Annotated in this window: 18 protein-coding genes; 7 read left to right on the plus strand and 11 right to left on the minus strand. The window is 70.0% G+C overall.

Annotated elements, in window-relative coordinates:
* Positions 1 to 92: 92 nt before the first annotated feature.
* The 3 genes from ABD883_RS10505 to deoC all read left to right on the plus strand — a co-directional run bounded on the left by ABD883_RS10505 (position 93) and on the right by deoC (position 3,274).
* Positions 93 to 512, plus strand: coding sequence for a cytidine deaminase (locus tag ABD883_RS10505; RefSeq protein ID WP_137319058.1), 420 nt, complete (start codon positions 93 to 95; stop codon positions 510 to 512).
* A gap of 378 nt (positions 513 to 890) precedes the next feature.
* Complete coding sequence (locus ABD883_RS10510; RefSeq protein WP_137319059.1) at positions 891 to 2,201, plus strand: thymidine phosphorylase; 1,311 nt, start codon at positions 891 to 893, stop codon at positions 2,199 to 2,201.
* Positions 2,202 to 2,623: 422 nt separating this feature from the next.
* A complete protein-coding gene (deoC, locus tag ABD883_RS10515) occupies positions 2,624 to 3,274 on the plus strand; it encodes a deoxyribose-phosphate aldolase (protein ID WP_295686574.1) in 651 nt (216 codons plus the stop codon).
* An 87-nt stretch (positions 3,275 to 3,361) separates the two neighbouring features.
* On the opposite strand, the gene ABD883_RS10520 is transcribed toward deoC, so the two are convergent.
* Positions 3,362 to 4,048, minus strand: coding sequence for an HNH endonuclease signature motif containing protein (locus ABD883_RS10520; RefSeq protein ID WP_137319061.1), 687 nt, complete (start codon positions 4,046 to 4,048; stop codon positions 3,362 to 3,364).
* A 633-nt stretch (positions 4,049 to 4,681) separates the two neighbouring features.
* On the opposite strand from ABD883_RS10520, the gene ABD883_RS10525 reads away from it, so the two are divergent.
* Positions 4,682 to 5,224 carry a hypothetical protein gene (locus ABD883_RS10525; RefSeq protein ID WP_345031980.1) on the plus strand — a complete coding sequence of 181 codons (543 nt, stop codon included), beginning with the start codon at positions 4,682 to 4,684 and terminating at the stop codon, positions 5,222 to 5,224.
* Positions 5,225 to 6,234: 1,010 nt separating this feature from the next.
* Here ABD883_RS10525 and ABD883_RS10530 read toward each other — a convergent pair.
* Positions 6,235 to 8,232: a phospho-sugar mutase gene (locus tag ABD883_RS10530; RefSeq protein ID WP_295686702.1), complete on the minus strand. Its 1,998-nt coding sequence runs from the start codon at positions 8,230 to 8,232 to the stop codon at positions 6,235 to 6,237.
* 1 nt (position 8,233) lies between these two features.
* Positions 8,234 to 9,178, minus strand: coding sequence for a purine-nucleoside phosphorylase (locus ABD883_RS10535; protein ID WP_295686565.1), 945 nt, complete (start codon positions 9,176 to 9,178; stop codon positions 8,234 to 8,236).
* Positions 9,179 to 9,250: 72 nt separating this feature from the next.
* On the opposite strand from ABD883_RS10535, the gene ABD883_RS10540 reads away from it, so the two are divergent.
* Positions 9,251 to 10,336 (plus strand): GNAT family N-acetyltransferase, encoded by a 1,086-nt coding sequence (locus tag ABD883_RS10540; RefSeq protein ID WP_295686563.1) that lies wholly within the window; start codon positions 9,251 to 9,253, stop codon positions 10,334 to 10,336.
* Positions 10,337 to 10,375: 39 nt separating this feature from the next.
* On the opposite strand, the gene ABD883_RS10545 is transcribed toward ABD883_RS10540, so the two are convergent.
* The 8 genes from ABD883_RS10545 to ABD883_RS10580 all read right to left on the minus strand — a co-directional run bounded on the left by ABD883_RS10545 (position 10,376) and on the right by ABD883_RS10580 (position 20,610).
* Positions 10,376 to 15,271 (minus strand): FtsK/SpoIIIE domain-containing protein, encoded by a 4,896-nt coding sequence (locus tag ABD883_RS10545; RefSeq protein WP_295686559.1) that lies wholly within the window; start codon positions 15,269 to 15,271, stop codon positions 10,376 to 10,378.
* 152 nt (positions 15,272 to 15,423) lie between these two features.
* Positions 15,424 to 15,870 (minus strand): pilus assembly protein TadG-related protein, encoded by a 447-nt coding sequence (locus ABD883_RS10550; protein WP_295686556.1) that lies wholly within the window; start codon positions 15,868 to 15,870, stop codon positions 15,424 to 15,426.
* A gap of 89 nt (positions 15,871 to 15,959) precedes the next feature.
* Entirely contained in the window at positions 15,960 to 16,505 is a 546-nt protein-coding gene (locus ABD883_RS10555) for a hypothetical protein (RefSeq protein WP_247423002.1), read from the minus strand.
* Positions 16,506 to 16,544: 39 nt separating this feature from the next.
* Positions 16,545 to 16,985, minus strand: a complete 441-nt coding sequence (locus tag ABD883_RS10560; RefSeq protein ID WP_295686548.1) for a TadE family protein — start codon at positions 16,983 to 16,985, stop codon at positions 16,545 to 16,547.
* A 213-nt stretch (positions 16,986 to 17,198) separates the two neighbouring features.
* Positions 17,199 to 17,432 (minus strand): hypothetical protein, encoded by a 234-nt coding sequence (locus tag ABD883_RS10565; RefSeq protein ID WP_247422998.1) that lies wholly within the window; start codon positions 17,430 to 17,432, stop codon positions 17,199 to 17,201.
* A 134-nt stretch (positions 17,433 to 17,566) separates the two neighbouring features.
* Entirely contained in the window at positions 17,567 to 18,511 is a 945-nt protein-coding gene (locus ABD883_RS10570; RefSeq protein WP_137319068.1) for a type II secretion system F family protein, read from the minus strand.
* 3 nt (positions 18,512 to 18,514) lie between these two features.
* The gene (locus ABD883_RS10575) at positions 18,515 to 19,387 is read right to left on the minus strand and encodes a type II secretion system F family protein (protein ID WP_247422997.1); all 873 of its coding nucleotides are present in this window, start codon (positions 19,385 to 19,387) and stop codon (positions 18,515 to 18,517) included.
* Complete coding sequence (locus ABD883_RS10580) at positions 19,384 to 20,610, minus strand: TadA family conjugal transfer-associated ATPase (RefSeq protein ID WP_137319070.1); 1,227 nt, start codon at positions 20,608 to 20,610, stop codon at positions 19,384 to 19,386. The genes ABD883_RS10575 and ABD883_RS10580 overlap by 4 nt, the downstream gene beginning before the upstream one ends.
* Before the next feature lie 441 nt (positions 20,611 to 21,051).
* Between ABD883_RS10580 and ABD883_RS10585 the strand changes: the two genes are divergently transcribed.
* Positions 21,052 to 22,104 (plus strand): hydroxymethylglutaryl-CoA lyase, encoded by a 1,053-nt coding sequence (locus ABD883_RS10585; protein ID WP_295686538.1) that lies wholly within the window; start codon positions 21,052 to 21,054, stop codon positions 22,102 to 22,104.
* A complete protein-coding gene (locus ABD883_RS10590; RefSeq protein WP_295686536.1) occupies positions 22,101 to 23,231 on the plus strand; it encodes a CaiB/BaiF CoA transferase family protein in 1,131 nt (376 codons plus the stop codon). Before ABD883_RS10585 ends, ABD883_RS10590 begins: the two co-directional genes overlap by 4 nt.
* Positions 23,232 to 23,250: the final 19 nt, after the last annotated feature.

Below are 23,250 nucleotides of genomic sequence, written 5' to 3' on the forward strand. Positions count from 1 at the left end.
AGCTGGTGACTACAGCCAGTGACTTCAGCTGGTGACTACAGCCAATGACTTCAGCTGGTGGCTTCAGCCAATGACATCGAAGGAGGCATCTGATGCGTGAGTTCCCCGCCGAGGTGTGGGCCCGTCTGCAGGACGCGGCGCGCGACGCCGTCACCCGGGCGTACGTGCCGTACTCCGGCTACCCGGTGGGTGCGGCGGCACTCGTCGACGATGGGCGCGTGGTGACCGGCTGCAATGTCGAGAACGCGTCCTACGGCGTAGGGCTGTGCGCCGAGTGCGGGCTCGTGTCCGACCTCGCGCGCTCGGGGGGCGGACGGCTCGTCGCGTTCGCGTGCGTCGACGGCGCGGGGGAGAAGCTCGTGCCGTGCGGTCGCTGCCGCCAGCTCCTCTACGAGTTCGGCGGCCCGGACCTCGTGCTCGCGATGCCGAGCGGGCACCTGCCGATGTCCGCAGTGCTGCCCGAGGCTTTCGGTCCCGACCACCTCACGGACTACGAGCAGCGCCGGAAGTGACGTGCAGAGTGACGTGCAGGATGTGCGGTGCTGTGCTCGCGGAGGTATAGCGCGACGCATAGAAACCGGCGGGTGAGGTGCGATCCGAACCGGTGATGACCGCACTCGCAGACATCCTGCACGACTCGCGGCCAGGCGATGGGGCAGACTGGTGCCAGTGCCACCTCGGCCTCGGTGCCGCGGCCCCGTTCGGGGCACGAGGGTCTGTGACGCGGACCCACCCGAGGCCAGCCGGTCTCCGACCCGGGGCCGACCCGGAGACCGGACCATCACAGCCCGCCGACCATCACGATCTACCGGACACGCCGCTCACCGGCCGCCGCGGCTGCGGATCCGCCGGACCGACACCCGCCATGACCACGCACCACGGAAGGAAGCATGCCGAACTCCACCCCGCTCGAGGCCTTCGACGCCGTCGATGTTATTCGGGCCAAGCGCGACGACCAGGTGCTGAGCCCCGCTCAGATCGACTGGGTGATCGACGCCTACACCCGCGGCGTCGTCGCCGATGAGCAGATGTCCGCGCTCGCGATGGCGGTCTACCTCAACGGCATGACCGACGAGGAGATCAGCGCCTGGACCCACGCGATGATCGCCTCGGGGGAGACCATGGACTTCTCCGGGCTCGACCGCCCCACCGCCGACAAGCATTCCACCGGCGGGGTCGGCGACAAGATCACCCTGCCGCTCGCACCCCTCGTCGCCGTGTTCGGGGTGGCGGTGCCGCAGCTCTCCGGCCGCGGTCTCGGCCACACCGGCGGCACGCTCGACAAGCTCGAGGCGATCCCCGGCTGGCGCGCCGACCTGAGCAATGACGAGATGCTCGCGATGCTGCGCGATCCGGGAGCAGTGATCTGCGCGGCCGGCGCGGGTCTGGCTCCGGCCGACAAGAAGCTCTACGCCCTGCGCGACATCACCTCGACGGTGGAGGCGATCCCGCTCATCGCCTCGTCGATCATGTCGAAGAAGATCGCCGAGGGCACCGGTTCCCTCGTCCTCGACGTCAAAGTCGGTTCCGGGGCATTCATGAAGGATCACGCCTCGGCGAAGCGCCTGGCCGAGACCATGGTGACGCTCGGCCGCAACGCCGGGGTGCGGACGAGCGCGTTGCTCACCGACATGTCCACGCCGCTCGGTATGACGGTGGGCAACGCACTCGAGGTGCGAGAAGCCGTCGAGGTGCTCGCCGGCGGCGGGCCCGCCGATGTCGTCGACCTCACCGTGGCGCTCGCCGAGGAGATGCTCCGCCTGGCGGGGACGAACGATGTCGATGTGCGCGCCGCGCTCACGGACGGCCGCGCGATGGATGTGTGGAAGACGATGATCGAGCGCCAGGGCGGCGATCCGGATGCCGATCTGCCGCGGGCGCAGGAGACCTCGGAGGTGGTTGCCGAGTCCGACGGGGTCCTCATGGAGCTCGATGCGCTGGCCGTCGGGATGGCGTCGTGGCGCCTGGGAGCCGGACGCGCGAAGAAGGAGGACCCGGTGCAGGCCGGAGCCGGCATCGAGATCCACGTCAAGCCGGGCGAGGCCGTGCGCAAGGGGCAGCCGATCCTCACCCTCCATACCGACGAACCGGCCCGCTTCGCCCGCGCCGAGGAATCGCTCGCCGGGGCGATCGTCGTCGAACCGGCTGCGGAGGGTGCCGACGCCGCAGCCGCATCGATCGTCCTCGAGCGCATCGGCTGAGCGAACGGGCAGGGCGGATGAGTCGAGCGCATGAGCTGAGCGGACGGGCAGCAGGGCGCATGAGCAGGACGCATGAACAGGACGGACGGGCAGGGTTGATGAGCTGCAAGCTCCGTTGTGGGCGACAGGCGGATGCACCTGGCGGACGCCGCTCGTCGAGCGTCGCTCCGGTGAACGCCGGCTGTCGAACGCGTATTGCCGAACGTCTCCTGCCGAATGCCGGCTACCGAGTACAGCCTGTCGAAACTCTTCTGCCGAGTCCCGCCTGCCGAACGGCTCCTGCCGAACACCTGCTCGAGCTGGACGGTTCCTGACGAGTCCCGCCTGCTGAACGGCTCCTTCCGAACACCTGCTCGAGCTGGACGGCCCGAGCTTCACCCCATGAACTTCACCACTGAGAACCGAACCGAATGGAGAACACCATGACCTCTCGCGCTGATGCCGCCGCCCTCATCGACCACACGCTGCTCAAGCCGGAGAGCACGGCTGAGGACGTCGCCGCGCTCGTCGCCGAGGCCCGTGACCTCGGCGTTCTGGCAGTGTGCGTGTCGCCGAGCCGGCTGCCGCTCGCAGACACCGGTGACCTCGTGGTCGCGACGGTGTGCGGTTTCCCATCCGGTGCGCACGCGTCCGAGGTCAAAGCGGCAGAAGCGAAGCGGGCCGTGGCCGACGGTGCCGACGAGGTCGACATGGTGATCAACCTGGGCCTGGCGAAGGCCGGGGGCTTCGACGGGGTCGAGGCGGACATCCGGGCCGTCGTCGAGGCCTCCGGTGGAGCGCTCGTCAAGGTCATCATCGAGTCGGCGGCGCTCACTGACGAGGAGATCGTCGAGGCGTGCCGTCGGTCCGAGGCTGCGGGAGCCGACTTCGTCAAGACCTCGACCGGGTTCCATCCCGCCGGGGGCGCGAGCGCGCACGCCGTCGAACTCATGCGGAAGACCGTTGGGGACCGCCTGGGGGTCAAGGCCTCCGGAGGCATCCGCGATGCGGAAGCCGCCGAGGCGATGATCGCGGCGGGAGCCTCCCGGCTGGGTCTGTCCGGTTCGAGGGCGGTGCTCGACGGGCTGAAGTGACCCGCCGGAAGTCGGAGTGCACCCGCTCGAGTTCACCTGAACTCACCCGAGCTGCGCAGTGGTCGTGAGGTCGCAGGCGGGAGGGGCTCATCCGGGCCACTCATAGTCGTCGATCCAGGTCCATGGATCGTGCGCCTCGAAGTGGGCTGCGTGCTCGGATCCGACCGGGTCGGGCAGAGGACGGGTGACCGTCGTGTCCGCGCCGGACGCTCGCCACACCGTTCGGTCCACATGGGCATCGGCGAGGAGCCGGCCGCGGGTCTTCATGTCGTGATGGTGCTTGCACAGCGGCTGGAGGTTCTCGACCACCGTGAGTCCGCCGGATCCGGGAGCGTCGTGATCGAACGGAACCACATGGTCGATCTCGCAGTGCTGGGCGGACACATCGCAACCGGGTGCCGCGCACGTCCGCCAGCGTGACCTGGTGGTGCGGCGGAGAGCATCCGGGATGCGGTACTTCGTAGCGGCGATCGGCAGCACGGTGCCGTCGATGGGGTCGGTGAGCAGCCGCTCGAGGTGGGGAGCGCGAGCAACGATGTCCCGGGCGGTCTCCGCCGGGATCGGGCACGTACCGTCGAGCTCCGCGGGCAGGTTCGACTCGTCGACCGAGCTCCATTCGTCGAGCAGGGACATCACGGGCACGGTGACGGTGACCGCAGCCTGCCGGCGCAGCCATTCCTCATGTGTGGGGCACGTGAGGGTGACGGAGTGGATGTAGGCGTTCTCGGTCTCACCGAGGTCGGGGATCTCACTGAGCCCGCGCAATCGCTTCATCCGTCGAGTTCTCGAGGCCGTATGGCGGTGCGTGGGCGATCCCTCTGCCGTCGGCGGCGAGTGATCGGAGTCGTTCGGATCGCTCGACGACGGGGAACCATGCGATGGCGCATGGCTGGGCTGAGGGATGTCGGGCGCGCAATCAGCGGGTGCATCTCCGGAAAGCGCCGGACCGGTTCGGGAGCGGTCCGCAGACGCGGTGCCGGAACCAGAGGAGCCGGAACCAGAGGAGCTGGAACCCGGGGAGCTGGAACCAGAGGAGCCGGAACCAGAGGAGCTGGAACCCGGGGAGCTGGAACCCGGGGAGCTGGAACCAGAGGAGCCGGAACCAGAGGAGCTGGAACCCGGGGAGCCGGAACCAGAGGAGCCGGAACCTGCGGTGCCGGCGAACGTCGTCTCTGCCGACGTGGTGCTGGAATCCGTGGCGCCTGAACCCGAGGGACCCGAACCTGAGGGACCTGAACCCGACCTAGCTCCGAACGACTCACGTGTACACGACGACTCCTGAGACGTCGTGTCTGCAGAGGAAGAAGTGGTTGCGGGCGGGGTGATGTTCGGCGCCGGGCCATCGAGTTCGACGACGGTGACATCGACGGTCGGGGTGGCCCGCGTGATGATGTCGAACATGAGTTCGTGGAGCGCGCGAGCGTCGACGATCGCCTGGCGACTGCGGTCGAGGCCGAACGCATCGGCATGGTTGAGCGAGATCGCCTTCGCCATTGCGCGTGTGCGCTGGTACAGGGCATCGAGAGCGGTGACGGGCCCGGTGAGCGTGAGTCTGGCGGTCCCGTCGCGCCACCGGTCGATCCGCACCGTGCGGTGGCGCGCACGTTCCTTCTCGAGGTGGTCGCGCCCGGCGAGCAGCGCGGCCTGCCGGTCGAGGAGGATCCCCAGCCGATGCGGTGTGAGGTCGTGGGGCCGGCCGACTGCGTACTCATCGAGACGACGGACGAGCGCCAGCGGCAGATCGCGGGCCTTCTTCATCGTCGTGCGCAGCTTGGCCCACGTCGATTCGCCGAGGTGAACGGCATGCCGCATGAGCGGCAGTCCGAAATAGGCGAGGAGGCTGTCCGCGGCGGCGCTGGTCGCTTGCGCGGTCGTCATGCTCAGGCGCTGTGCGAGCGCGATATCGAACCCGTCCTTGAGCGCCGCACGCACTTCTGCCCGGAACGGTGATGACGCCTGTTGCGGTGATTCCGCACCCTGCGACGGCTCCGGAGACCATGCTGATTCCGAATGCTGCGCCGAGCCGGGAGTCCACGCTGATTCCGGGTGCACTTCCGATCCAGGTTGCTGCGGCGATCCCGGACCAGATCCGGTCGCTGCAGTGGCGTGGCGGCTGCGCCGATCGTCGGGCAGTCCGAACAGGGCACGGATCTCGTCCGGGTTGTGCGTAATCGCGAGGTATCCGAGCGAGGCCTGAGCGACGGCGACGAGTTCTTCGAGGGCGGCGACATCCCGAATGCGCGATACCTGCGCCACGCGCTCGTGGAGCCGGTCGAAGCGGACGGCCGATTCCGCGAACAAGGGTGCACCGCCTCGACGGTCTGCTGGGTTCCATGGGCAGGAGCCGTCGTCGTGCTGGGGAGCGTACGGAGAGCCGGAGTCGGTTCGAGTCCCATCAACATCGCGGGCACTCGTGAACGGGGCTGGATTCGCGAACTGGACAGGATTCCCGGCCGGGGCAGGACCCTCGAACATCGCGTCTCCGGCGAGCAGGGCTTCGAGCTCGCGGAGGTCCCCGGGGGCGGCGAAGCGAGCAGGGTCGGTAGAAACCGAATACTCGGAGGGTGGATCCATGGTGCCGGCGGCCGCGCACGCGGCGAAGAGACGGTAGTCGAACCCGTGGGCTGATCCGATCGCCATTGCTCCGTTCCTTTCGCTGTGTTCTAATCATAATAGATCACAGAGAGGAATGGAAGAGGTATACGCAATGATGCTCGAATACTTCCAGGGTGCGGTGAATGCGGTGATGAGCACAGCGGCGAGCGAGTGGCCGGACGCGCACAGGCACGGCGGGGGATCTCCGAACGAATCCGGGCACGCGGCTTCCTGCGGACTCGTCTCCCTGCCGGAGCGGCTCGACGGCACCCCGGATGTGGGAGAGTCCCAGGTGCGACAGAGCCCCACGTGCAACAGCGGCGCAGAGATGACCGGGCCGCAGGTATGCAGGAGTCCCCGGCGCGTCAGAGCCCGAGGTACTCCTGCACGGCGGTGACGAGCTCATCGAGCCCGGAACGGGCGTGCGCCACGGGGCCTGCATCGCCTTCGGCGCTGTCCCGGGTCCCACCGTTGCCGGTGACCTCGAGATAGCACTTGAGCTTGGGCTCGGTCCCGGAGGGGCGGATGATCACGCGGCCTCCGGAGGCGGTGAAGATCGCGACCCCGTCGGTCGGCGGCAGCGCGTCGAGTCCTTCGGCCATGTCGACCACGCGCGTCACGGGTGAGCCTGCGAGCACCTCGGGCGGGAACGTGCGGACCCGCTCCATTGCCTCGGCGATGAGCGCCGTGTCCTGCATGCGGAAGGTGACCGGGGCGGTGAGGAAGACGCCATCGCGCTGTCGGATCCGAGCGAGCTCCGCCTCCACCGTGGAACCCGCGCCGGCGAGTTCGGAGACCAGTCCGGCGAACACGATCGAGGCCGAGATGCCGTCCTTGTCGCGCACGGCCTGTGGGGCGACGCAGTACCCGAGTGCCTCCTCGTAGCCGAACACCAGTCCGGGCACCCGCGAGATCCACTTGAAACCGGTCAGGGTGTTGGCATGCGTGAGTCCGTGGGCAGCGGCGACGGCGCTGAGCGCCTGTGAACTCACGATCGAGTTCGCCAGCACCGCCGCGGCTCCACCCACGTCGACCCGCGAGGCGATCCGTTCGCCGAGCAGGAGTCCCACCTCGTCCCCGGTGAGCTGCCGGTACGTCCGCACAGCGGTCCCCGGAGCGTTCGGGGCCGCAGGTGAGGAATCTGCCGGCAGCGGCACCGGAGCCGTCGGGTCTCCGTGCGCTGGGCCCGGCGACGAGCCTGTGTGCTGTGCGTGCGCTGCGACCGGGATCGCGGCGCTGAACCGGTCGGCATCCGGGTCGTGGGCGATGATGAGGTCGGCGTCGACCTGCGCTGCGAGGTCGAGCGCCGCGTCGAGCGCACCGTGCTCCTCGGGGTTGGGGAACGCGACTGTCGGGAACTCGGGATCGGGGTCCGCCTGGGATCCGACGACGTGGACATCGCTGAAGCCGCAGCGTTCGAGGGCCCTCAGCGCGGTCTGCCCGCCGACACCGTGGAGCGATGTCATGACGATCCGCACCGGCGTCTGCCGGCGCTCACCGAGCGCGTCGATGTGCGCCAGGTACTCCTCGACGATCTCTTCCCCGGCCATCTCCCACCCGGACTCCGCGCGCGGCGTGCCGGCGACCGACGGGACCGCTGCGATCGCCTCGGCGATGAGGGCGTCGAAGGGCGGCACGATCTGCGCTCCGGCGCCCGCCCGGATGACCTCCGGGTCCTCTGTGCCGCTGAGCACCGCGGCCAGCGGCGCTTCGCCGAGGTACACCTTGTAGCCGTTGTCGGCCGGCGGGTTGTGGCTCGCAGTGACCATGACGCCGGCATCGGCGCCGAGGCGGTTGACGGCGAGTGCGAGCACGGGAGTGGGCAGCTGGGCGGGGAGCAGGATCGCGCGCCCGCCGGCCGCAGTCACCACGGCGGCGGTGTCGCGCGCGAAATCTGCGGAGCCGTGGCGGGCGTCGCAACCGATGACGACGGTGAAGCCCTCGCCCAGTGTGTCGCGGAGGAAGTGGGACACGCCGGCGGCAGCCCGGATCACCACGGCGCGGTTCATTCGGTTGGGTCCGGCGGCGATCGCGCCGCGCAGGCCGGCGGTGCCGAAGCTCAGCGGAGCGAGGAACCGGTCCTCGAGCTCGGCGCGGGCCTGGGTGGCGGCGTCGGGAGCACCTGGGCCCGGAGCACCTGGGCCCGGAACCTCGGCGGCCGGGTCAGCAGAATCCGAGGAGACGGGTTCCGAAGGAGCAGGCCCGTCTCCGGCCTCGGCCGTCGTCGTCCCCGCGGTCCCGACGGCCGCCTCGAGGAGGTCCTGCAGCTCGGCGCGCGTGACGGGGTCCGGGTCGTCGGCGATCCAGTCGCGCACCACCTGTGCGTCGAAGCCGCTGCTGAAGCGGTCGGCCACCCGCGCCATCTCAGGCATCACCGTCGGTCATGTGTGCGGCCTGCTCACGGGCGATCCGCTCGACGATCCGAGCGAGCAGATCGGAGATGCGCGGACCGGCGGCGTGCCCGGCCTCGATGACCTCGGCGTGGGACAGCGGTTCATCGGACACACCGGCCGCGAGGTTCGTCACGAGCGAGATGCCGAGGATCTCGAGTCCGGCCTCACGGGCGGCGATCGCCTCGAGCGCGGTCGACATGCCCACCAGGTCGGCGCCCATGATGCGCGCCATGCGCACCTCGGCCGGGGTCTCGTAGTGGGGGCCGCGGAACTGGGCGTACACGCCCTCGTCGAGGCTCGGGTCGATCTCACGGGCGACTCCGCGCAGGCGGGAGGAGTAGAGGTCGGTGAGGTCGACGAAGGTCGCGCCCTCGAGTGGGCTCGCCGCGGTGAGGTTGAGGTGGTCGGAGATGAGGACCGGGGTGCCGGGTGCCCAGTCGGGGTTGAGCCCGCCGCACCCGTTGGTGAGGACGAGAGTGGAGCAGCTGGCTGCGGCGGCGGTGCGCACTCCATGGGCGACGGCGCGGACGCCGCGGTCCTCGTAGAAGTGGGTGCGGGCGCCGAGCACGAGCGCGGTCTTCCCGGTGTCGCCCACCCGCACGCTGCGCAGCGTGCCGCCGTGGCCGGCGACGACGGGGGAGAGGAAGCCGGGGACCTCGGCGGCGGGGAGCTCGGAGATCGTCTCGCCGATGAGGTCGGCGGCCTGGCCCCACCCGGAGCCGAGCACGAGCGCGATGTCGTGGGCGTCGACCCCGGCGGCCTCATTGATGACGGCGGCGGCGCGGGCCGCGAGGGCGCTCGGCTCGGTGGCGTCGGACCCGGTGGCATCTGATCCGGCATCGTCGGGCCCGATGCCGGTGGACCCGATGTCTGTGCGCTCGGTGGGCGCGGAATCGCTAAGCTGAGATTCGGTCATGGGACGACACTACCGAAAGGTCGGCGGCCCACTGCTGATCCGCTCCACACCCGCCACGATGAAGGTGACTCGATGACGATCCGTCCGTTCGCGCCCGGCGACGACCTCGCCCTCAACGAGGTGTTCCACGACGCCTCGACCCCGGCCGGTCACGTGGTGCGCAATCTCTTCCGCGCCGACTCCGAATCCCCGGTCTCGCGCTGCGTCGTCGCTGAGCTCGACGCCTCCCGCACGGGAGAAGACTCCGCTTCGGGGACGAGCTCCGCGGAGGGGGCGGGCGACATCCTCGTCGGGGCCGCCGCGATCACCGAATCACCAGCCCACCCGGAGCGCGCCTGGGTGCATGTCGAGGTCGCGGAATCCGAGCGCCGCCGAGGTGTCGGCCGGGATCTGCTCGCCGCCGTGCGGGAGCGGGCCGCCGGCACCGCGCTCGCGGACCTGCCGCTGCGCGCCCGGGTGGAACCCGGCTCCGCAGGTGAGGCGGCGGCGCGGGCAATCGGGTTCGCGCCGCTGTTCACCACGCGCGTGGTCGAGGTGGCGCCGGGTGCGCTCGGCAGCCTGGGGGCGGACCGGCTCGAGGACTTCGAGGTCACGGCGACCGGTTCGGTGGCGCTGACCCGGGCGTTCGCCGAATGGTATGCGGGCGTCAACCGTGCGGATCCCGCGGCCGAGATGACGATCGGCCAGGTCAACACCCGGTTCCTCTCCGAGGCCGCCGGCGCCCACGGTGCCGCGCTGCTGCGCGCTGCGGGTTCCGGGAAGGCAGAATCGGGGAAGGCAGATTCGGGGAGGGATCGCGAGGTGACGACCTTCGCGGTGTCCTACGCCCAGCCGGAGAACGACACTGCCGTGGAAGCGAGGACTCCGGTCTCCGAGTCGCCGACTGCCGAGCTGCCGCCCACCGAGCTCACGCTCGGGTCGATGTACGACGCGCAGGCCGACGCAGTGGGCGATGGCGCCGCGGATGCCTCCGATGCCCCTGCTTTCCAGTCGGCACTCGGGGATGCGGCGGTGCTGCTCGCCCGGCTCAGCGTCGACACCCCGGTCGCACTCGAGGTGACGAGCGAGATGCCCGTCCTCAGCGCCCTCGTCGACGGCCTGCTCGAGGCGGGCCAGGCGCGGGTGCTGCAGACGTACGTGACCCTCGGGTCGGAGTGAGCTCGAGGACCGGCCGGTCCGGGTACGGAACACCCCGGTTCAGGTGCGGTCGAGCAGACGGGTGACATCGACGGGGATCGCGCGCTCTGCCGTGACGTACCAGCCGCGCGTCTGACCGCCGGGGCCCGCTGGGAGGTCGCGCAATCCGACCTCGGCGAGCTCCCCGGCGGTGCGGGCACCGATGACGAGCATCGGGCCGAGCCCCGGGACCCGTGCGAGCGGTGACGAGTAGCCCGGCGTGTGCTGGAGCGGCCAGCCGATGACGCATGCCGGAGCCCTCAGGGCTGTGGTGAGGTCCGATGGATCCGTGAGGTGCGCCTCGAGCACGGCGAGGAGCGTCTGCCTCACCTCGGCTGCGTGCCACGCCTGCTCCACACCGGTGACGAGCAACGGCGTCAGGGCCGCGGTGGTGCGCACACTGAGGACCGGACCGTCGATGTCCGGGATCCACGTCACGGTCTCTCCGCACGGTCCGACGCCGATCCCGACACCGCTGCTCGCGGCGCGGCCCGGCTCTGCGCCGATGATCCCAGCAGCCCCGGTCGCCGAACTCTCAGATCGATGCGGATCGGCACCGCTCGTACGGCGTCGTGCCGAGCGGTGCACCCAGTGGTCCACGTCGCTGTTGCGACCGAAGCCACCTGCATCGATCACCGACACCCGAACACGAGGCGAGCCACTGCGGATCGGCACTGCTCGATCGGCATCGCACCCGGCCCCGCGGCACTCCGTGTCGTCGCGGTGGTGTCCCTCCGCCCCGATCGAGGTGCCCGGTACAGGCGGAACGCGGTCAGAGCATGTGTGCGAGAGCTGGACATCGGCCCCCTGCGGGCCGGTTGAGGACGAAACGGGACCGAGGACGACTGCGCGCCCGGGAGGCCAGGCTCCGGAGAACCTCCGAGTCTGGAGTCCGAGGTGCGCGGTCTCCTGCGGATCGGCCGGCGGGAAGATCACACGCGTTCGGGCCCGCGCGGCGATGGGTGAATGGAGGATCCGCCGGCCGGCCGCGATGACGAACGCCGTCGGGGACCGCCCGGCACCCGACGTCAGCAGCGCTTCCAGGCGCGAGAGCCTGCGGGTGCCCTCGAGCGTCCGGAGCAGCGCATCGAAATCGTCGATGCAGATCATCCTGGGCCGCGGGTCGTCATCGGTCTCGAGGAGCCCCAGGAGGTACTCGACGGCCCACAGCTCGGCGTGATCGGCCACGATGAGCTCACCGGGCTCCGCGCCGTCTTCGTGGTTCCTGGTGTCGAGGATCTCCTCGACGGTCCGGTCGCAACGGCCCCGGGTGAGGAGCACGACGCGGCTGCCGGTGCTCACCGCTGCCGCAGCGAACGACTGCACCGCCGTGCTCGTGCCGCGACCGCGCCCGCCGGTGATGATCACGGATCCGTCCCGAACGGGATCCCATATCCAGCGCGCCGTCCGGTTCTCGTCCGGGAAGTCGAGGAGTCCGAGGTCGGTGGATGACAGCGCGGCATGCGATACGGGCATCGGCGGCAGGACGATCCGCCGCCGAGTGCGGCCGGTGGATCCGGCGATGAAGTGCTGCGAGACCGAGACGAGCGCAGGGACGGTGAGCGCGGCTCCCGCCGTCGGTCCGGGGGCGGGCAGCGCGGCGGAACCGGACATCGTGTCGCGCGGCGCCGGGCTGCGGGTCGTCGCCCGCCGGCCGAGCAGAGCAGTCCAATCCACCCTCGGCGGGGCCGGCGGGTGCTGAGCCGGGGACACGGTGACCTGCGCGGCCCTGAACAGCTCGGGCGGCCCCGTGCGGCTGAGGAGTGCAGCACCGGGGTCGTCGAGCCGCAGGTGCGCGGCGGCGTCGGTTCCGATCACCTCGATCGAGTCGGCGGAGTCGCGCACGCGCAGGGCGAGGCGCAGGGAGATGTTGGCCTTCATGCGTGAGGTGACGATGCCGGAGGGCCGTTGAGTGGCGAGGATGAGGTGGATGCCCAGGGAACGGCCGAGCGCGGTGAGCGATTCGATCATCTCCACTCCGGCGGGATTGTCCTGGATGAGAGCCTGGAACTCATCGATGACGACGACGATGCGGGGCAGCGCGGTGCGGTCGTCGGAGTGCTGGATCGCAGCGTTGAGGGCATCGATGTCGGGGCACCGCTGCTCGGCGAGCAGGGCCTCTCGTCGCAGGATCTCCGCCCGCAGACTTCGGAGCGCACGCATCGCCTGGGTCGGTTCGAGATTGTCGACGACGGCATCGACGTGGGCGAGCTCGGCGAACGGTGCGAACGCCGCTCCGCCCTTGAAGTCGATGAGGACGAAACGCAGTTCGTCCGGGGAGAGCACGGCGGACAGCGCGGCGACCCAGGTCTGGAGCAGCACCGACTTGCCGCTGCCGGTCGTCCCGGCCACGAGTGCATGCGGGCCGTCCTCGACGAGGTCGACGAGCAGGGCTCCGGTCGACGTGGATCCCAGCGGCACCCGCGTCGCCCCGGTGGGTGCCGATCCGGTGGATGATGGCCCACTGGGCACGGAACCTCCGGGTACGGAACCCCTGGGCACGGTACCGCTGCGTGCCGTATCTCTGCGTGCCGTGGAGTCGTGGACCGAGCCCCAAGCGCTTCTCCAGTCGCTGGGTGACGATCTGAGGCCGGCGCGGGAATCCGTCGACCCACGCGGACCGCGAATGAGGAATGTGTCGGCGATGGCCGGCCTCCCGCCGGCTCCTGAGGCGCCGGCCTCCGGATCCGATTGCTCGTGGCCATGGTCTGCAGAGAGCTCGGCAAGGAGTTCGTCGAGGGTGCGGGACGCGGGAACAGCTCCGGCCGGAGCCGCGGGCGGGGGAACGAGCTGGAGGAATCGCTCGGGGCGCAGGCGTCGCAGCTCGATGGCTCCGCCGAGCGGGACCGGGTGGCGGCGCGGACGCGGCGCATCGACCAGGGAGAGTTCGGCGGTCGACAGGGGAGTCGTGCAGTCGATCCGCCATCGCGGCACCACCTCACCAGGCGGTGTCGCACGAGAGGTGAACCGCCCGGACTCACCGAGGCTCGCCGTGGAAGCGGGGCAGCGGATGGACACGGTGATCTGGCCGTCGTCATCATCTCGGCGGTGCGGAACCGGAGCCGGGGCCGGAACCGGAGCGGGAACCGCAGGAAGCACAGGCGATTCTGTGCTGTCTAGCGATGTCATGCGGGCTTCGTCGAGCATCGCTGTGGGGGAGCCGGCTCGGGTGCCCGTTACGCGAGGTCGCCTCGCTCGGTCATCAGGCGCAAGGGGGTCCGTCGAGGATCCCGACGGCACCGCTGCAGGAATCCGTGGCGCCAACTCGATGGTGATGCCGGAACCGGCGACCCGATCTGCCGAGCCATCGGCTGCGGCCACGTCGACGCCGTACCCGGTGAGCTCGGGGAACACCTCGGCGACCGAGCTGTCGGCGAACGCCACCGGCAGTCTGAGGGCGCGGGCACTCGCGACGACGGCGCGTACGACATCGCCGACGACCTCCGGCACTCCGCTGACGTCGAGGTCGACTGCGCTCGGGTCGAACAGCAGCGCACAGTCCTCGAGGACGGGGTGCACCGATCCCCGGCCCACCGGGGGACTGCCGACTGAGCCAACGGCCGCCGAATCATCGCCCGCCGCATCTCTGCCTGTCGCTCCATGGTCCGCGCGGCGGCGACCCGCACGGTTTCGGCCCGGCACTGTGTTCTCCGCGCCCTTGCCGGCCGCATCACGGTCGAATGTCGTGTCCGCTTGGCGGTCGCGGGACCGTCGATCGACCTGTGAACCGACAGCCTCGGTGACGGCTCCCGTGGGCCCGTCGATCACGGCGACCGGCACCGAGAACCGGTCGAGGAGACGCGCGATCCCCGGCGGCGTGGACCGGCGATCAGTTCTGCGGTCGGCCCTGTCGACGCCGGGGAGACCGGCCAGGGTGTCAGGGCTCAGAGCCCGACCGTAACCGAGGACGACGAGCCCGGATTCCAGGGGCGTCGCTGCAGCGGTGCTGGTCGCAATGTCGATCCTCGCAGTCACCTCGGCCGCATGCTCGGTGAGCGCTCGGCGGAACTCCACGACGGATTCTGCCGATTCCCGCTTCCACCGGCGGGTCTCCATGCGCCAGCGCACGCCGGCGGTGAGCGGGCCGGACAGGGTGAACAGCAGGAACCACCACATTCCGGTGACGAGGACGAGGACGATTCCCAGGACGAGCGGCAGGATGTAGAAGGTCCACGAGGGCGTCTCAGGAAGTCGGACCTCCGGCGGCTCGGGTCCGTGCAGGGTCACCGGTCCCGGCGGAGACGGTGGGCCGGGGGGATGGATCGACACCCGGGTGCTGCCGAGTCGGAACGACTGCGGGCCTGCGGGGTCGACGGCGACGGTTCGTTCGACCCCGCCGCACGTGCCCAGCGTGATCCCGCCGGGGCCGTTTCCCATGAGCAGCGGGGTGCGGCTGAGGAAGGGGTCGGCAAGAGGGCGGTCGGCGTCGCACGTCCGCCCGAGGCTCCAGGTGCCGGGCGGGAGCGCGTGGGCGAACCCTGAATCGGGACCTGCCGAGTATTCCACGAGAGTGCCGCTGTTCCCGCCGGTGCCCGCCAGCCGGTCGCCTCGGCTTCCGGGTTCGGGATCGATGAGGGCTGCGGTGGCGCGTGCACACCAAGTCTGCCAGGTGTCGTCGAGGGTCGGCGGGTCGCCCGGGCACCCGCGCGGACGGCAGTCGGAGACGTCGATGGTGGTGGATGGGCGGGCGAAGGGCGTTGCCTCGGGGTTCGGATGCGCGGGCACGAAGTGTTCCTCTGCGGGCGGGTGGGTGCCGGCTCCCGATGTGCCGGGTGCGTGTGCGCCCGGCTCCGTCGCTTCGTCGACCGCGGCGAGCAGGGCCGAGAGCACGGCCCGTGCCGAATGCTCTCCGGGGGCAGCCACTCGAAGGATCCGGGCATCGAAACCGGTGAGCAGGTGGACGAGCAAGGAGGGCATGCGCCGAGGCTATGGTCGGGGTCCTGCAACGGCCAGGCCGAAGATGAGCCTGTGGACAGCGGCACGCTGTCCACAGCGGAATGACCCCGATGCGGCTCGGGCCGTCCACACTTTCGTACGCCGAGGTGGGCTCGAGCCGACGAGGTCGGTCGTCATCCCTCCCGGAGGGCGCCTCGGGCGCGAGCGGTGGCGGTCAGCTCGATACCGCGGGGCACGAACGGGGAGACGAGCGTGGGGCGATAGCGCGCGGAGAGCACGATCTCCACACTGCGGTCGTCCGGCGATTCGCCCTGGACGTCGAGACCGCGGAAGCGGGACGACACCTGCGCGCGGTCGAGGTAGCTCTCGGCTTCTCGCTGCACGGCTACATCGGTGAAGATGATCGCCGGGTCCGAACCGTAGTCCGGCTCGAACGAGTCGGCGGCCGCGAGCGCCGCCGAGTCCGCGAGCGCGTAGAGCTTGCGATGCGCGAGGTAGATGTCGGTGATCACGGCGCCGAGGATGACGAGGACGAGCGCGATCGTCGTGAATCCCACGGCCAGCGGCATGATCGAACCCTCATCGGAGCACAGCGCGGTCCCGAGCCGCTGCTTCCGCACTGCACCGGCGTGCCTGCGAACAGCCTGCCCGGATGTGCGCAGCCCACGGGAACGCAACCCGGAAAAGTTCCTCCACCGGCGCATTGCGATCACCGGTCCGCATCCACGGAGCTCGGCGACCCAGCGTTCGCGAACCCAGCTTTCGCGAACCCAGCACTGGGGGACCCAGCATTCGGTGACTCAGTGTTCGGTGACTCAGTGTTCGGAGACGCAGCGTTCGGAGACGCCGTATACGGGGACACGATGTCGGAGTGCGCGGCGCGCACGGTGACGTGCGGGGCCGAATCGCGGCCGAACAGTGCGGGCAGACCGAGGACCGGGACCCGGGTCTCGACGTGCGCGGTGACCGTCGAGCCGGCCTCGTCACAGGGTCCGCTGCATTCGAGGCGGATCGCCCAGCGCGCATCCTCGACACCGAAGTCCTCGAAATGGAGGCGCGCCATCGCCTCGGCCCGGGCGCCAGCGGAATCGGGGTAGCGCGCGGCGGCCCGGGCGGCATTGATCGCCGTCGTCTGGGTGGCGTAGGACCCGGCCTGCACCTGGCCGAGCGAGAGCACGAGGTAGACAAGGGGAATGAGGAGGACGACCGAGGCGAAGATGAACTCGATGGGCGCCGACCCGCGGTCGGATACCACTGCCGCACGGGTCCGGGGGAGTCGCTGTGTCGGCACGTCTCAGCCCTCGATGTCCTCGGCGATCGCGCGGCCGCTGAGCTCCCACACGCCCTGCGGTCCAAGGAGTCCGAGCACCGGGATCGGGGTCGTCACCGTGACGGTGACGATGTTCGTCCCGGAGACTGCGGACTCGGTGACCTCGACGTCCTGTGCATAGCCATCCCCGATCCCCGCGGTGATGAGGGCCCGGGCGAGGCGTGCGCCGTCGGCCGGCTCCTGGTCGGCGAGAGCAGCCTGGCGTGCCCCCGCGACGGCGGAGTCCGTCACCGTGTTGCGCACGTGCACGGCGATGCACAGCTGGAGCACCGAGACGAAGACCAGGCTCAGCAATCCGCTCACCATGACGAACTCCGCAACGGCGGAACCGGCATCGGGGCGCGCGGCCGAGCGGGAACCGCGACGGGGCTCGGGACGGGACTCCGGACCGAACTCGGGACGCACAGCGAGTCGGATCCCCGAACCGGCCCGGTGGCGTTCGCGGCAGGTGCCGGCAGGTCGGGGTATGCCGGGGGTTCGGGCCGAGCCGGCGGCCCGGGCTTTGCTGGCTGCTCGGGAACTGTCGACTGTTCGCGGAATGCCGGCTGTTCGGGAATTGCCGCTGCCCGGCCACCGCTGCCACCGGGTCAGTGGGCAGGAACTGAGGTTCTTCATGGTTCAGCCGGCGCTGCGGACCTTGTCCATGGAGTCCTGGAACATCGAGGTGAACGCTTCGCCGGCGAGCGCCCAGAGGGCGACCACGAGAGCGGCGGTCATCATCGTGATGAGAACCCAACCGGGCACGTCGCCGCGATCGCTGCGTGCCGCTCGGCGGGAGCCGGGCGCGCGATCATCGAGCGCGACGAGGGCAGTGAGGAACAGGAACAGACGGGTGAAGATCCTCGTGGTCATGGTGGGTACCTTTCTCAAGGGGGGACCGGTCTGCGGCGACCGGGTCTCAGATGGTCGGTTCTCGGGTGGCGCAGTTTCAGTTGCTCTGGGCTCAGTCGATCGGGTCGCGGGCGTGTGCAGAGGAACAGGTCACCTCATCCCGTGAGCTCGAGAACGGCGAGGGAGGGGAACACGGCGAACAGGACGGTGATCGGGAGGACGAAGAGGACAACCGGCACGAGCATCCCGACCTCCTTCTTCCCACTGAGCTCCATGAGGTGTCGGCGGCCCTCGTCCCGGACGTCGGCTGCCTGCGCCCGGAGCACCTCGGCGAGTGGGGTGCCGCGGGAGATCGCGACGGCGATGCCATCGACGAACTGGACGATGCTCGGGATGCTCGTGCGCTTGCCGAGGTTGTCGAGAGCCTCGACGAGCGGGGTGCCGGTCCGCGCCTCGGCGAGGGTGAGTCGGAGCTCCTCGCTGAGCTCCCCGGTCGTGCTCCGGCACGAGCGCTCGAGCGCGTCGACGGTGCCCTCGCCGGCGGTGATCGACAGGGCGAGGAGCTCGGCGATCGTCGGGAACTCGGCGAGGATCCGGGCCTCGCGCTGCTGGACGCGGCGGGTGAGAAGCCAGTCGTTGGCGAAGTGCCCACCCAACCCGCAGATGGCGACGATGAGGATGAAGGCCACGGGATTGAATCCGCGTCCGACGGCGACGACGGTCGCGAGCCCCGATCCGACGACCAGACCGGCCGCGACGAGGAGCAGCTGCAGCGCCCGGAACCGCTCGACCGTCTCGTTCCGGCCCAGTCGAGCGAGGCGGGCAGTGACGCTCGCGTCCACGGTCAGTCGCGATGACAGCCAGCGGCCGAGGCGCCGCACGGCGGAGCGGGCGACACCCCGGATCCCGGCGTCGGTGGGGACAGGGGGACCGTAGAGCTCGGCGACGCGGGGGCGGTCGCGCAGATAGGGGCCCACGCGGTCATCGAGGGTCGGCCTGCGGAACACGGGAAGATTGAGCACGAAGAACGCGAGCGACAGGCCGAGCACCAGGCCGGTGCCGATGACGGCTGCGGGATTGAAGGGGTTGAGGTGCTCCATCAGTCACCTCAGGACCCGCGGTTCGGCCGGGAGGCGACCGATCCGCTTCATCACGGTGTAGGCGGCCAGGGAGACGACGAGGCCGACGAGGAGCAGCGTCGCCCCTGCCGGCGTGTTGTATGCGGCGGTGGTCTGCGGGCGGCTGGCGAGGAGCGCGAGCACGACCCACGGCGCGGCGACGGCCAGACGTGCCCCGGTGACGGTCCAGCTCTGCCGCGCCTGGAGCTCCGCGCGGGTGCGGGAGTCGTCCCGGACGAACTGGCTCAGCGTCTTGAGCATGACCCCGAGATCGGTGCCGCCGACCTCACGGGTGACGGCGAGGGCGGCGACGATGCGGTCCGCCACGGGGTCCGCGCACGCGATCTTGAAGCGATCGAGCGAGAGGGCGAACGACCCGGTTGCCCGGTACTCCTGGGCGAACACGGTGAACAGCGGGCGCAGCTGTTCGGGGCCGCGGACGCTCAAGCCGCTGATGGCCTCCGGCAGCGACAGGCCGGCGCGGATCCCGGAATGGAGGTGGTCGATGGCCTCCGGCCACAGCGTGCGCCGCTCGACCTGGCGGGCGCGGGCCCGCTGGCGCACGATCATGAGCGGTGCGAGACCGGCGAACAGGCCGAAGCAGGCGCTGATGCTCACCGCACCCGTGAAGAGGTGGGCGAGGAGGAGCACCGCGCCGCCGGTGGCGAGGGAGACGACGAGGAGGTGACCGGGGGAGGCGCGCGGGAAGCCGGCGACGGTGAGCGCCTCGTCGAGCTCGACGAGGAACCGGGGCCGAGGAGTCGTGCGGGGTGGGGTGACCCACATCGACCACCAGATGAGGAACAGTCCGCAGCCGATGCCGAGTCCGCACAGCGCCGCCGCCAGCGAGGTGCTCATGCGGCTTCCAGGATGCTGTGGATGTCCTTGCCGACGGCGGCGAAGCGGTCGCCGAGGTGGGTGAAGCCGGGCCCGCGGACGAGCGCACCGTCGTGATCGGTGTGGAAGACGTTCTCGAGCTCGACGACCCCGGCCTCGAGTCCGCCGGGGATCGCGGCGATCTCCTCGACGCGTCGTTGCCCGTCACGGTCGAGGCGGAGGTGGACGACGAGGTCGATGCTGCCGGCGACGGTCGGGGTGACGAACGTCGAGCCGATGTTCGGCCCGGCGAGGAGCGGCAGGGTGCAGAGCTTGGTGACCGCGGAGCGGGCCGAGTTCGCGTGGATCGACCCCATTCCGGGCAGGCCGCTGTTCATCGCGACGAGCAGGTCGAAGCATTCGGCCTCGCGGACCTCGCCGACGATGAGGCGGCTGGGCCGCATCCGCAGCGCCTCCTTGACGAGCTGGCGGAGAGTGATCTCTCCCGTGCCCTCGAGGGAGGGCTGGCGGCATTGCATGGCCACCCAGTCGCGGGCGGGGACAGCGAGTTCGAACACCTCCTCGCAGGTGATGACGCGCTCGCGGGCCGGGATCGAGCCGGTGAGCGCATTGAGCATGGTGGTCTTGCCCGCCTGGGTCGCACCCGAGACCACGATGTTGGCCCCCGCGATCACTGCCGCGTCGAGGAAGGCGGCTGCATTGGCCGGCAGTGTGCCGTTGGCCACGAGGTCGTGCAGGCTGCGCGTGCGGGTGATGAACTTGCGGATGTTCACCGCTGGGTGCGTGCGCGTGATGTCGGGGAGGACGACGTGGAGTCGGGAACCGTCGGGGAGGGTGGCGTCGACGAAGGGGCTCGACAGGTCCACGCGCCGCCCGGAGGTGCGGAGCATGCGCTCGATGAGGTCGGTGACCTCGGCCTCGGTGAGCAGCGTCGGGGTGAGTTCGCTGATGCCGCGGCGGCTGATGAACACGCCCTGAGGTGCGTTGATCCAGATCTCCTCGACCTCGGGGTCGTCGAGGTATTTCTGGAGCACTCCGAACCCGGAGACCTCATCGAAGATCCGCCGCCCGGTCTCCTCGGGATTCGCCAGCAGGGGGAGTGAGCCGGCGAGGGTGCGCTCGTCGTAGTCGTGGATGACCTGGAGGACGAGCTCACGGGTCTGGGAGGGCTCGGTTCGCGGGTCGATGCCACGGGTCCGGATGAGATCGCGGACCTCGGCGGCGATGATGTCGGCGGCGTCCATGGGTGTCCTGTGGGGATCGGGCGCTGAAGCGGTCGGGTGGGGGATGCGTCCCGGATGGGTCGCCCGGGAGGGGGTGTTTCGAGAGGGGTACAGGACCCAAAGTAGACGACCGCAGGTCCCCGGACCAGCCCCGGAATCGAAATTGTGGATAACTGTCGAGTAGCTTTCGGGCGGTACTCCTGGGCGGCAGAAGCCGCACTCAGTGCGTTCATCAGGACCTGACCGAGTCCCGAATAATGGGACTTATATTCAGGGCTTTCTCAACCTGTGTCTCACTGGCCGGGACACGGGCGCGGAACTTTGCGACATTGCTCACACTCGACCTAGTGTTCGATCCACGTTCGGGATTCGGAATCTCCCATACTGTGAGAGCCGGATGGCGAATCCGAACCCACCGCAGTCAGTGCGACGACGATGCAGAGAGGCATGGTGACCGGTGTGATGCAGTCAACCCCTTCCGCCCAGCACACGGCTAGAGAAGCACATGCGCCCCGGCAGGAGCAGTCCGCAGCACCCGCCTCCGCTGCTCCAGCAACACCGGCAGATCCGCCCACTCGCGTCGAGATCCTCGACACCACGCTGCGCGACGGCTTGCAGATCGAGAAGTCGATCGTGCCGACCGAGGTCAAGATCGCACTCGGTCAGCAGCTCGCCTCCGCCGGCCTCACCCAGCTCGAGATCGGCGCCTTCGTCAACCCGAAGAAGGTGCCGCAGATGAGCGACACCGCCGAAGTGCTCGCCGGCCTCCAGCCGCTCGAGGAGATCGGGGTCGACCTCTACACCCTGGTGTTCAACCGGAAGGGCGCCGAGCGCGCGGCCGACGCCGGCGCGAAGAACGTCAAGCTCGTGATCTCCGCCTCCGAGGGCCACTCCCAGGCGAACTCCGACTCCTCGATCGCCCAGGCCGCCGACCGCCTGCTCGACGCGATCGACGCGCTCAAGCCCCACGGCATCCGCTTCGACATCGCCACCGCGGTGAGCTTCTTCTGCCCCTTCGACGGGATCACCGACGTCGAGAAGCTCCTGCCGATCCTCCGCACCTTCACCGACGCCGGCGCCCACGGCATCGGCCTCGCGGACACTGTCGGCAACTCGAACCCCGGGCTCCTCTCCCGCACGACGACCGCCGTGCTCGCCGAGTTCCCCGGCCACCCGGTCAATCTCCATCTCCACGACACGTACAACTTCGGGATGGCCAACGTGTACGCCGCCCTGCAGCTGGGCATCGCGCACTTCGACGCCGCGATGGGCGGCCTGGGCGGCTGCCCGTTCGCGCCCGGCGCGGCCGGCAACATCGGCACCGACGACCTCGTCCACCTGCTCCACCGGGAGGGTGTGGCCACCGGCGTCGACGTCGACCGCCTGGCCGCCATCCGCACCCCGCTCACCGCAGCCGTCGGCCACCCGCTCACCTCGAGCCTGTCCGGGATCCCGGCGACCCCGTCAGAACTGCTCGAACCGCTCCCCGCTCGGACCGCAGGCGGCGCGGCATGAATCTCTCTCTCGAAGGCATCCGCGTCATCGAGATCTCGCACATGGTCATGGGGCCGAGCTGCGGGATGATCCTCGGTGACCTCGGAGCAGAGGTCATCAAGGTCGAACCGCGCGGCGCCGGCGACAAGACCCGTTACCTGCCCGGTTCCGGGGCCGGCCTGTTCCCCACCTACAACCGCAACAAGAAGAGCTTCCAGGCCGACCTCGACGATCCGGCCGACCTCGAAGTCGTGCGCGAGCTCCTCGGCACCGCCGACGTCCTCGTCGAGAACTTCCGCACCGGCAAGATGGCCGGCTACGGGCTCGACCGCGCGACGCTCAAGGAGACCAACCCGGGCCTCGTCTACTGCTCGCTCAAGGGATTCCTCCCCGGACCCTACGGCGACCGCGCCGCGCTCGACGAGGTCGTGCAGATGCTCGGCGGGCTCGGCTACATGACCGGTCCTCCCGGCCGCCCGCTGCGCGCCGGTGCCTCGGTCAACGACATCATGGGCGGCATGTTCGGGGTGATCGGCATCCTCAACGCCCTCATGGTCCGCTCCCGCACCGGCGAAGGCGCCGAGGTGACGAGTTCGCTGTTCGAGAACAACGCGTTCCTCGTCGGCAGCCACATGGTGCAGAGCGAGGTCACCGGCCTCGAGGTCCAGCCGATGCCCAATCGCGAGGCCGCCTGGGCCGTCTACGACATCTTCCGCTCGGCCGAGGACCAGATGATCTTCGTCGCCGCAGTGAGCGACACCCAGTGGGCCGTGCTGTGCGAGGTGTTCGGGCTCACCGAGCTCGCCGCCGACCCCGCGCTCGCCTCCAATTCGGAGCGCGTCGCCCAGCGCGGTCGCATCCACACCGTTCTGCAAGACGCCCTGGCCGAACTGCCGATCGAGAGCATCGAACAGATGTGCGACGCCGCCGGCCTGCCCTACGCGAAGGTCAACGCACCCAGCGACCTCGCGGAGGACCCGCACCTGCTCCGGACCGGAGCCCTGGTGCCCACCCGGATCCCGGACGGCACCGAGGTGCTCGTCCCCCGGCTCCCGCTCACGGTCGACGGCGAGCTCCTCCCCAAACGGAGGGACGTGCCCGCCCCCGGCGAGCACACCGCGGAGATCCTCGCCTCGCTCGGCAGGTGATCCACCGGGTGACAGGCCG

The sequence above is a fragment of the Brevibacterium pityocampae genome (assembly GCF_039541555.1).
In the GTDB taxonomy this organism is placed as follows: domain Bacteria; phylum Actinomycetota; class Actinomycetes; order Actinomycetales; family Brevibacteriaceae; genus Brevibacterium; species Brevibacterium pityocampae.

Bases quoted from the DNA above. Each gene is read 5' to 3' on its own strand.
- ABD883_RS10545 (WP_295686559.1), bottom strand. From the start codon at position 15,271: ATGCCCTCCTTGCTCGTCCACCTGCTCACCGGTTTCGATGCCCGGATC.
- deoC (WP_295686574.1), top strand. From the start codon at position 2,624: ATGACCTCTCGCGCTGATGCCGCCGCCCTCATCGACCACACGCTGCTC.
- ABD883_RS10570 (WP_137319068.1), bottom strand. From the start codon at position 18,511: ATGGAGCACCTCAACCCCTTCAATCCCGCAGCCGTCATCGGCACCGGC.
- ABD883_RS10520 (WP_137319061.1), bottom strand. From the start codon at position 4,048: ATGAAGCGATTGCGCGGGCTCAGTGAGATCCCCGACCTCGGTGAGACC.
- ABD883_RS10535 (WP_295686565.1), bottom strand. From the start codon at position 9,178: ATGACCGAATCTCAGCTTAGCGATTCCGCGCCCACCGAGCGCACAGAC.
- ABD883_RS10540 (WP_295686563.1), top strand. From the start codon at position 9,251: ATGACGATCCGTCCGTTCGCGCCCGGCGACGACCTCGCCCTCAACGAG.
- ABD883_RS10565 (WP_247422998.1), bottom strand. From the start codon at position 17,432: ATGACCACGAGGATCTTCACCCGTCTGTTCCTGTTCCTCACTGCCCTC.
- ABD883_RS10585 (WP_295686538.1), top strand. From the start codon at position 21,052: ATGCAGTCAACCCCTTCCGCCCAGCACACGGCTAGAGAAGCACATGCG.
- ABD883_RS10510 (WP_137319059.1), top strand. From the start codon at position 891: ATGCCGAACTCCACCCCGCTCGAGGCCTTCGACGCCGTCGATGTTATT.
- ABD883_RS10530 (WP_295686702.1), bottom strand. From the start codon at position 8,232: ATGGCGCGGGTGGCCGACCGCTTCAGCAGCGGCTTCGACGCACAGGTG.
- ABD883_RS10580 (WP_137319070.1), bottom strand. From the start codon at position 20,610: ATGGACGCCGCCGACATCATCGCCGCCGAGGTCCGCGATCTCATCCGG.
- ABD883_RS10575 (WP_247422997.1), bottom strand. From the start codon at position 19,387: ATGAGCACCTCGCTGGCGGCGGCGCTGTGCGGACTCGGCATCGGCTGC.
- ABD883_RS10590 (WP_295686536.1), top strand. From the start codon at position 22,101: ATGAATCTCTCTCTCGAAGGCATCCGCGTCATCGAGATCTCGCACATG.
- ABD883_RS10505 (WP_137319058.1), top strand. From the start codon at position 93: ATGCGTGAGTTCCCCGCCGAGGTGTGGGCCCGTCTGCAGGACGCGGCG.